The 8,979-nt window shown below is 68.4% G+C and carries 10 protein-coding genes; 4 read left to right on the top strand and 6 right to left on the bottom strand.

The window, feature by feature from the left end:
• The coding region (locus tag OXQ33_RS17215) for an EamA family transporter (RefSeq protein WP_267436009.1) at nt 1-359 on the bottom strand (359 nt) is incomplete at its 3' end.
• Between the two features lie 152 nt (nt 360-511).
• Between OXQ33_RS17215 and OXQ33_RS17210 the strand changes: the two genes are divergently transcribed.
• The gene (locus OXQ33_RS17210) at nt 512-1,282 is read left to right on the top strand and encodes a transporter (protein ID WP_267436007.1); all 771 of its coding nucleotides are present in this window, start codon (nt 512-514) and stop codon (nt 1,280-1,282) included.
• A gap of 21 nt (nt 1,283-1,303) precedes the next feature.
• Here OXQ33_RS17210 and OXQ33_RS17205 read toward each other — a convergent pair whose 3' ends face one another.
• Both OXQ33_RS17205 and ispG read right to left on the bottom strand, forming a co-directional pair.
• A complete protein-coding gene (locus tag OXQ33_RS17205; protein WP_267436005.1) occupies nt 1,304-1,705 on the bottom strand; it encodes an NUDIX domain-containing protein in 402 nt (133 codons plus the stop codon).
• Between the two features lie 158 nt (nt 1,706-1,863).
• Entirely contained in the window at nt 1,864-2,991 is a 1,128-nt protein-coding gene (ispG, locus tag OXQ33_RS17200) for a flavodoxin-dependent (E)-4-hydroxy-3-methylbut-2-enyl-diphosphate synthase (RefSeq protein ID WP_267436003.1), read from the bottom strand.
• An 84-nt stretch (nt 2,992-3,075) separates the two neighbouring features.
• Here ispG and OXQ33_RS17195 point away from each other — a divergent pair, with 84 nt between their 5' ends.
• Genes OXQ33_RS17195 through OXQ33_RS17185 form a run of 3 tightly spaced genes read left to right on the top strand, consistent with a single transcriptional unit; the run spans nt 3,076 to nt 6,124 of the window.
• Nucleotides 3,076-4,269: an acyltransferase gene (locus tag OXQ33_RS17195; RefSeq protein WP_267436001.1), complete on the top strand. Its 1,194-nt coding sequence runs from the start codon at nt 3,076-3,078 to the stop codon at nt 4,267-4,269.
• A 45-nt stretch (nt 4,270-4,314) separates the two neighbouring features.
• The gene (locus OXQ33_RS17190) at nt 4,315-5,241 is read left to right on the top strand and encodes an isoaspartyl peptidase/L-asparaginase (protein WP_267435999.1); all 927 of its coding nucleotides are present in this window, start codon (nt 4,315-4,317) and stop codon (nt 5,239-5,241) included.
• 10 nt (nt 5,242-5,251) lie between these two features.
• On the top strand, nt 5,252-6,124 hold the full coding sequence (locus OXQ33_RS17185; protein WP_267435997.1) for a S1/P1 nuclease: 873 nt from the start codon (nt 5,252-5,254) through the stop codon (nt 6,122-6,124).
• A gap of 171 nt (nt 6,125-6,295) precedes the next feature.
• Here the strand turns inward: OXQ33_RS17185 and pal are convergent, their stop codons facing one another.
• The 3 genes from pal to OXQ33_RS17170 form a co-directional block, all read right to left on the bottom strand.
• A complete protein-coding gene (pal, locus tag OXQ33_RS17180) occupies nt 6,296-6,820 on the bottom strand; it encodes a peptidoglycan-associated lipoprotein Pal (RefSeq protein WP_267435995.1) in 525 nt (174 codons plus the stop codon).
• 56 nt (nt 6,821-6,876) lie between these two features.
• A complete protein-coding gene (gene tolB, locus OXQ33_RS17175; protein ID WP_267435993.1) occupies nt 6,877-8,286 on the bottom strand; it encodes a Tol-Pal system beta propeller repeat protein TolB in 1,410 nt (469 codons plus the stop codon).
• Between the two features lie 11 nt (nt 8,287-8,297).
• Nucleotides 8,298-8,979, bottom strand: a 682-nt coding sequence (locus OXQ33_RS17170; RefSeq protein ID WP_267435991.1) for a cell envelope biogenesis protein TolA, incomplete at its 5' end; no start/stop codon positions are given.

Raw genomic sequence — 8,979 nt, 5'->3', positions numbered from 1 at the left:
GTCTCGCCCAGCGTGAAAGCCGCCAGGAACAGCGCGATCAGCGGCGCCAGGAAGGTCAGCGCGACGCTCTGCGCCATCGGCACCCGCGCCAGCCCCCAGAAGAACAGCAAGACCGACGCCCCCCCGGTTGCCCCGCGCGCGATATGGAGCGTCAGCGCATGACGCCCCGGCCAGCGCCCTCCGCGCAACAGGAACAGCGCCCCCGTGATCGCGACGCCCACCCAGGAGCGCCACAGCACCGCGCTATAGGCCCCGCTGTCGATCGACAGCCGCTTCATCAGCGTATCCATCACCGAATAGATGGCGATGCCCAGCGCCGCGGCGCCGAAGGCGATGACGGGGGACGTGCGCGCGCTCATGCGGTCGGCGATACCGGGGGCGACGGGGAAAGGCGAGGGCCGGGTGATAGCATGAGCACCGCCCTCACCCTTCCCGTCAAACGAACCTGCGGATTAAACCCCGCCCCGCATCCGTTGCCCCTGCGAGACACGACACCAAGGGACAAAGGGAAATGAAGACGCTCCTCGCCGCAACGGGTCTGGCCATGCTGCTGGTGGCCCCCGCGAGTGCACAGGTCACCGCCTCGGTCGGCGCCGACTATACCTCGGGCCAATATGGCACCGGTCAACGCGTGCGCAGCGCCAGTTCGACCGCCTCGCTGCGCGCCAAGCACAAGCGGGTGACGGTGTTCGCCGCATTGCCTTATGTGCAGGTCGATGCGCCGGGCAATGTCGTCGCCCCCGGCGGGCCGCTGGGCCTGCCGATCCTGGTCGACCCCACCCGCCCCGCGACCCGCGTGAAGCGCAGCGGGCTGGGCGATGCGGTGGTGGGGGCCTCGGTGCAACTGGTGTCGCCGCGCCGTCATCATCTGGCGCTGGCGCTGACCGGCAGCGCGAAGCTGCCCACCGCCTCGGCCTCGCAAGGGCTGGGCACCGGCAAGGCGGATTATTCGGTCGTCGCCGAAGCCGCCGTGCCGGGCAAGGTCACGCCCTTCGCGGCGGTCGGCCACACCTTTGTCGGGCAGCCGGACGGCTATGCCTTGCGCGACGTGACCAGCGCGCGGGGCGGCGTGGCGCTCGGCATCGGCAAGGCGAGCGAGGTCAGCGTCTCGTACAATTACGCCTCGCGGGTCAGCGATCAGGTCGCCGACCGGCAGGAGATCGGCGCGGGGCTCGACACCGCGCTATCACAGCGCCTGTCGCTGGGCATGCAGGGCAGCGCCGGGGTCAGCAAGGGCGCGCCGGATGTGGCCGCGGGGGTGCGACTGGGACTGCGACTCTGATCCTCTCCGGCACCGGAGGATTCAAGCGAGGCCCTGCCGGTAACGAGGCAGGATATGCTCACGGAGCAAGGGCGCGATCGGCATCGCCTCGACCGAATCGACATCGACCCAGATCGCCTCCGCGATCTCGGCGGCGGGGACCGGGTCGTGATCGATGCGCAGGTGAAAGACGGTGGCATCGACATGGTGCCCCGGCTCGTTCGCCGCCGCCGCCGAGAAGCGGCCGACCGGGCGTAACGCGCCCTCCGCAACCGACAGCCCGATTTCCTCCTCCAACTCGCGGACCAGCGCGGCGGCGGGCGTCTCGCCCGGCTCGATCTTGCCGCCCGCCTGCATGAAGAAGCGGGTTCCCGCCTTGCGAACGAGGAGGAGCCGTCCGGCGGAGTCCTCGATCAGGGCGGCCGCGATGCGAATGATGGTCATACCAAAACCGTAACGACACCCATTCCTCCCCTGCAAGGGGAGGGGGACCATCCGAAGGATGGTGGAGGGGGCGTTCCACAAAGGATGTCCTGTGAGAAAGCCCCCCTTCCGTCAGGCCTGCGGCCTGCCACCTCCCCTGCAAGGGGAGGAATGTCAGGTCACTCCGCCGCGATCGCCGCCTTGGCGACGTCGGCCGCTTCCAGTTCGGCGGCCTTGGCCTCGACCAGCTTGACGATATGCTCGACCATGTCGGCATCCTCGACCGTGTGGTCGGTCAGGCCCGACAGATAGACCATGTGCTTGCCGTTGCCGCCGCCGGTCACGCCGATATCGGTCTCACGCGCCTCGCCGGGGCCGTTGACGACGCAGCCCAGCACCGACAGCGACATCGGCGTGCGGATATGCTGGAGCCGTTCCTCCAGCACCTGCACGGTGCGGATCACGTCGAAGCCCTGCCGCGCGCAGGAAGGACAGGACACGACGCGCACGCCGCGATTGCGGATGCCCAGCGCCTTCAGGATCTCGAAGCCGACGCGCACCTCTTCCTCGGGCTCGGCCGAGAGCGAGACGCGGATCGTGTCGCCGATCCCGAACCACAGCAGCGAGCCGATGCCGATGGACGACTTGACCGTCCCGCCGATCAGCCCGCCCGCCTCGGTGATGCCCAGATGCAGTGGGCAGTCGGTCGCCTCGGCCAGCCCCTGATAGGCCGCCACCGCCAGGAAGACGTCCGACGCCTTCACCGCGACCTTATATTCGTGGAAATCATGGTCCTGGAGCAGCTTGATATGGTCGAGCGCCGATTCGACCAAAGCCTCGGGGCATGGCTCGCCATATTTTTCGAGCAGGTCCTTCTCGAGGCTCCCGGCATTCACGCCGATGCGGATGGCGCAGCCATTGGCCTTGGCGGCGCGGACGACTTCGGCGACGCGCTCGGACGAGCCGATATTGCCCGGATTGATGCGCAGACAGGCCGCGCCCGCGTCCGCCGCTTCGAGGGCGCGCTTATAGTGGAAATGGATGTCCGCGACGATGGGAACGCGCGCCGCCTTGGTGATCTTGGCCAGCGCGGCGGTCGAATCGGTGTCGGGGCAGGAAACGCGGATGATGTCCGCCCCCGCCTCTTCGCAGCGCCGGATCTGGTCGAGCGTGGCGACCGGATCGCTGGTCGGCGTGTTGGTCATGGTCTGCACGGTGACGGGGGCATCGCCGCCCACGGGCACATTGCCCACCATGATCTGACGGCTTTGGCGGCGGACAATGTCACGCCAGGGACGAATGGACATGGGCCCTTATATACGCGCACGGCGTTGCGGTTCAAAGTCAGTGCTGTACCAGACGCTCCAGAATGATCGCCCGATGACCCCCTCATGACTGCCGCTGCCCCCATTCCCCGTCATTACGGACTCGACTGGCTGCGCGTCGGGGCCTTCGCCATATTGATCCTCTATCATATCGGCATGGTGTTCGTGCCCTGGGGCTTTCACGTCCAGCTGGCGCGGCTGCCCTGGGTCGCGATCCCCATGCTGGCCAGCAATCCGTGGCGGCTGATGCTGTTGTTCGTCGTGTCGGGCTATGCCACCCGCGCGCTGGCGGTACGGCATCCGAGCATCTTCAGCTTCGTGCGCGGGCGGAGCATCCGGCTGCTCGTCCCGCTGGCCTTCGGCGTGGCCGTATTGGTGCCGCCGCAGATCTGGGCCGAACTGGTGAGCAAATACAGCTATGGCGGGTCCTATTGGACCTTCTGGACGCGCGACTGGCTGGGCTTTCGCGCGATCGGCGGGGTGGTGCCGACCCCGGCCTGGAACCATCTGTGGTTCGTCGGTTACCTATGGGCCTATACCATGGCGGTGGCGGTGATGCTGGCGACCGGGCATCGCTGGGGCGTGAAGGCGCAAGGGCTGTTCGACCGGGTGCTGGGCGGATGGGGCGGCGCGGTGTTGCCGGTGGTCTGGCTGTTGCTGATCGATATCCGCTTCTTTCCCGGCCAGTCGGAGACGCATGGGCTGTTCGACGACTGGCTGGCCCATGCCATCTATTTCCCCGCTTTGCTGTTCGGCTTCGGCATGGCGGGGTCGGAGCGGGTGCTGGACAGCTTCCGGCGCGGCTGGGTGGTGGCCGGGCTGATCGCGCTGGCGAGCTATGGCGTGGCGGCGGGGCTGGAGTGGCGCTGGCCGGGCCTGGCACGCGCGCCGCAGGGGCTGGGCATCGTCTTTGCCGGCGCGCGCGCGGTGCAGGGATGGATGGCGGTCGTCGCGCTGATCGGCGTGGCGGAGCGATTCTGGAACCGCGACCATCCCTGGCGGCGGACACTGACCGAGGCGGTCTTTCCCTTCTATCTGGTCCATCAGACGATCATCATCCTGGTCGCCTTTTACCTGCGGCGGGCGGGGTTGCCGTTGTGGCTCGACGCGCTGGTGCTGATCGTGGCGACGGTGGCGGGGTGCTGGGCCTTCTACCTCATCGGGCGCCGGGTGCGCTGGTTGCGCCCACTGATCGGGCTGAGGCCACATCCCATCGGTCGGCCTGCGGTCTCGGGGGATGGCAGGAAAGCCGCGATCTGATAGGGGCGCGGCCATCCTTTCCCCTGGTTTATCGGAGTTCCCACCATGTCCGCTTCCTGGTCGCTGGTCATCCATGGCGGCGCGGGCCGGATCACCCGTGACGTGCTGACGCCCGAACAGGATGCGGGCGCACGCGCCGGGCTCGATGCCGCGCTGAAGGCCGGGTCGGCGGTGCTGGCGAGCGGCGGAACCGCGCTCGACGCGGTCGAGGCGGCGGTGCGGGTGCTGGAGGATGATCCGCACTTCAATGCCGGGCGCGGCGCCTGCTTCACGCGGGAGGGGACCAACGAACTCGACGCCGCGATCATGGACGGGCGCGACCGGCGCGCCGGATCGGTCGCGGGCGTGACCCGCACCCGCAATCCCGTATCGCTCGCCCGCAAGGTGATGGAGGCCAGCCCCCATGTCCTGCTCGCCGGGCCGGGCGCGGACCGCTTCGCGATCGAACAGGGCGTGGAGCAGGTCGATCCCGCCTGGTTCCACACCGAGGAGCGTCGCCGCCAGCTCGACGAACTCCTTTCCCGCAATGCCGATGCGTTCGACAGCGACATGAAATACGGCACGGTCGGCGCGGTCGCCTGCGACGCGCAAGGCCATGTCGCCGCCGCCACCTCGACCGGCGGGGTGACGGGCAAGCGCTGGGGCCGGATCGGCGATTCGCCGCTGGTGGGCGCGGGCACCTATGCCGACGACCGGGCCTGCGCGGTGTCGTGCACGGGCTCGGGCGAGGTTTTCATTCGCGTCGGCGTCGGCCATGAGATCGCCGCGCGCCGCCGCTTCACCGGTGAGGATGTGCAGGTGGCGGCCGACACCGTGCTGGCCGAGGTGAAGGCGCTGGGCGGGACCGGCGGCACCATCGTCGCCGCGCCCGACGGGACCATCGCCTGGAGCATGACGACTGCGGGCATGTATCGCGGCCGGGCGACGGCGGCGGGCGAACACCGGGTGGCGATCTACGCCGATGAAGGATAAAGGCCCGATCATGAAGCAGTTGCGTATCCTGATCGTGATGCTGGCGGGCCTGTTCGCCAGCCTGACCCTGGCCTCCCCCGCCGCCGCCTATTGGGAATATGGGCATGAGACCGTCGCGGCCATCGCCTGGGCCAATATCACGCCGCACGCCCGCGCCGAGATCCGCCAGATCCTGCGCCAGCAGGCCAGTCTCGACACCCCGACCTGCCCCGCACGGACGATCGAGGAGGCCAGCGTCTGGCCGGATTGCGTCAAGCCGTTGAAGGATGCCGAGGGCAAGTCGCGCTTCGGCTATGCCTATGTCTGGCACTATCAGAATATCGACATCTGCCAGCCCTTCCGCCTGCCCCCAGCCTGCGACACGGGCGACTGCGTGTCGACGCAGATTCCGCGCCAGCTCGCCATCTTGAAGAACAAGCACGCCGCGCCGAAGGACCGGGTGATGGCGCTGGCCTTCCTCGTCCACTTCGTCGGCGACCTGCACCAGCCGCTTCATGCTGGGGACAAGAGCGACAAGGGCGGCAACGACACCCATGTCGACTACGGCGTCTATGCGACGCCCCGGCTGAACCTCCATTCGATCTGGGACGGCCTGCTGGCGGAACGCGCCATTTCGACCCCGCCCAAGCTGGTCCGCCGCTATCCGCTGGCCGAGCAGCGCCGCGAGTCGGCGGGCGGGGTGATTGCGTGGAGCCGCGAGAACTGGGCGATCGCCAAGCGCGCCTATGCCGCTGCCATGGGCGGCGATCCCTGCCAGCCGACGCCGGCGCATATGCGGATGGACGAGGCGGCGATCCGGGCGATGGCCCCGGTCGAACGCGAGCAGGTGAAGCGCGGCGGGCTGCGGCTGGCGAAACTGTTAAACAGCGCGTTCCGGGGCTAACGCATTCCTCCCCAAGCTTTGCTTGGGGAGGGGGACCACCGCGGAGCGGTGGTGGAGGGGCAAGGACGAACCAGCCTGCCCTATCCGATCGCCCTCACGGGCGACGCCCCTCCACCATGTCCTTCGGACATGGTCCCCCTCCCCATCAGAGATGGGGAGGAATGAAGCGGATCAGCTGAGGACGATCGTCACCGCGCGGCGATTCTGCGCGTAGCTGGCATCGTCCGAACCCAGCGCGATCGGGCGTTCCTTGCCATAGCTGATGACGTTCATCCGGTCGGGCGAGACACCACGCGCCGCCAGATAGTTCTTGGCGGCATTGGCGCGACGGTCGCCCAGCGCCAGATTATATTCGCGGGTGCCGCGCTCGTCGCAATGGCCTTCGATGGTGATGCGGACATTGGGATAACGCTGCAACCAGGCGGCCTGGCTGTCGAGGATCGCGCGGGCCTCGGGATCGATGTCATATTGGTCGAGCCCGAAATGCACGGTGTTCGACGTCACCGAGCGGCGGAAATCGGCATCCGAGCCGGGCACGATCGCGCCGTCCGGGTTGGTGTTCGCGCCCGCATTGGGGTCCACCGGCGCATTCTGGTCCACCGGCGCGGGCGGCAGCACTTCGGGCCGCTTCTTGGCGCAGCCGGCGATCGCGAGCGCCATGGTGGCGACGACGAACGTGGTCTTGATCTTGGTCACTGGACTATCACTCCCTTTTGGTTCGTTTCGCCCCCGAAACTCATGCCCGTAAACGCTTACGGTCGCAACGGTCCCCAGGCCGGATCCGATCCGTCGAGCGGGGTCGGAATCCGCCGTTCGTTGACGCCGGTCAGGTCGACCATCCAGACATCCGCCTTGCCCGAGGAGCCCTGGGTCGAACGCTGGAAGGTAATGACCCGGCCATTGGGGGACCAGCTCGGCCCCTCGTCCTGCCAGCTGTTGGTCAGCAGCTTTTCGCCGCCGCCCGACGGGCTCATGATACCGATGCGGAACGCCCCGCCCAGCTTGGTGAAGGCGATCAGGTCGCCGCGCGGGCTCCATACCGGGGTCGCATAGCGCCCGCCGCCGAAGCTGATCCGCTGCTGGTTCGATCCGTCGGCGTTCATCACATAGATTTGCTGCCCGCCCGAGCGGTCGCTCTCGAAGACGATTCTGGAGCCGTCGGGCGAATAGCTGCCGCCCGTGTCGATGCCCGGCGCGTTGGTCAGCCGCTGCGGCGTGCCGCCTTGCGCGGAGACGCGGTAGATATCGGTATTCCCCGCCTGCGCCATCGAGAACAGGATCCAGCGGCCATCGGGCGAGAAGCGCGGCGCGAAGGTCGTCGCGGCATTCTGCACCACCAGACGCTGCCGCCCCGATCCGATGTCATAGACATAGATGGCGGGCCGCTTGTCGACATAGGACATATAGACGATCGACTGCTGGTTCGGCGCGAAGCGCGGGGTCAGCACGATCGACTGGCCGTTGGTCAGGAAGCGGTGGTTCGCCCCGTCCTGGTCCATGATCGCCAGCCGCTTGATCCGCCGCCCCTTGGGCCCCGTTTCCGAGACATAGGTGATGCGGCTGTCGAAATAGGGGCCTTCGCCGGTCAGCTTGGTATAGATGCTGTCGGCGCACTTATGCGCCGCGCGCCGCCAGTCGCCGGGCGAGACCACGAAGCCCTGCCGCGCCAGTTCGCTGCGGGCGAGCACGTCGTACAGATAGCATCCCACGGTCAGCGTCCCGTCGCCATTGGCACGGACATAGCCCTGGACCAGCGCCTGTGCGCCGGTGCCGTTCCAATAGTCGAAGGCGGGCGCGGTCACTTCGGGGAAGGATACGGTGCGAAGCTGCGCGGGCGGAACGGGGGTGAAGAGCCCCGAATTGCGCAGGTCGTTGGCGATGATCTGCGACAGTTGCTGGCCGACGACATCGGTGGTGCCCGCCGCCGTCTGCACGACCGCGCTGGTCGGCATGGCGGGAATCGCGATCGGCATGGGGGCGGAGATGCCGCCCTCGACATCGACGACCAGCCCTTCCTGCCCATTGGCGGGGGCGAGCCCCGGCTGCTGCTCCGCCGGGGCGGGCTGTTGCGCCTGCGGGGCGGGCGCGGGCACGTCCTGCGCGCCGACGGCACTGGCGGCGAGCGCCAGCGTGAGCGGAAGAGTCAGCAGGGAACGGGGCATTAGCATCATCCTCAACCCGGTAGTTTGTAGCGCAGCGTGAAGTTGCTCCAGCCGCCCGGCACGTCATAAAGTTCCGCCGGCAGCCCGCGCAACGGCGAGCAGCCCTTGAAGGTCGCGATCGCGAGCGCGTCGACCCGGTCGACATAGCGCTCATTCTCGCCATCGACCCCGCTATGCCCCATCACGCGCGGTTCGCCCGCCAGGCTGCCGTCGCGGTTGAGCCGCAGGTTCATCGTCACGCGAATCCGCTCCGCGCCCGGCCCCGGCGTGACCTGCCGATTGGCGCAGGGCTGCACCTGCCGCAGGATCGCCGAGGCGATGTTCGCCAGTTGCTGCGCGCCGATCTTGGTGGCGGGGGCGGCGGTCGACTTGGACGGCGACGGATCGGGCGAGAGACCCTTCAGGAAATTGTCGCCCAGACGCGACCCGCGCGGTTTGGCGGCGGTCGCCGTCGCGCTGTTGCCGCTGCCGCGCGCGGGCGTCGCGGGCTTGGCCGCCGCGGGCTTGGCCTCGGACCGGCTGGGCTTGGCCGCGGGCGCGGGCTTCGTCGCCGGGGCGGGCTTGGCGGGCGCGGGTTTCGGCTGCGGCTTGGGCTGTGGTTTCGGTTGGGGCTTTTGCGCCGGTTTGGGCAGCGGTTGCGGCTTGGGCTCGGGGCGCGGCTGGGGCTTGGCCGGTTCGGGTTTCGGCTGTGGT

Source organism: Sphingomonas sp. GM_Shp_1, from assembly GCF_026540895.1.
In the GTDB taxonomy this organism is placed as follows: Bacteria; Pseudomonadota; Alphaproteobacteria; order Sphingomonadales; family Sphingomonadaceae; genus Sphingomonas.
The sequence above is the reverse complement of the archived record's forward strand: the minus strand, read 5'-3'. Positions and strand labels throughout refer to the sequence as shown.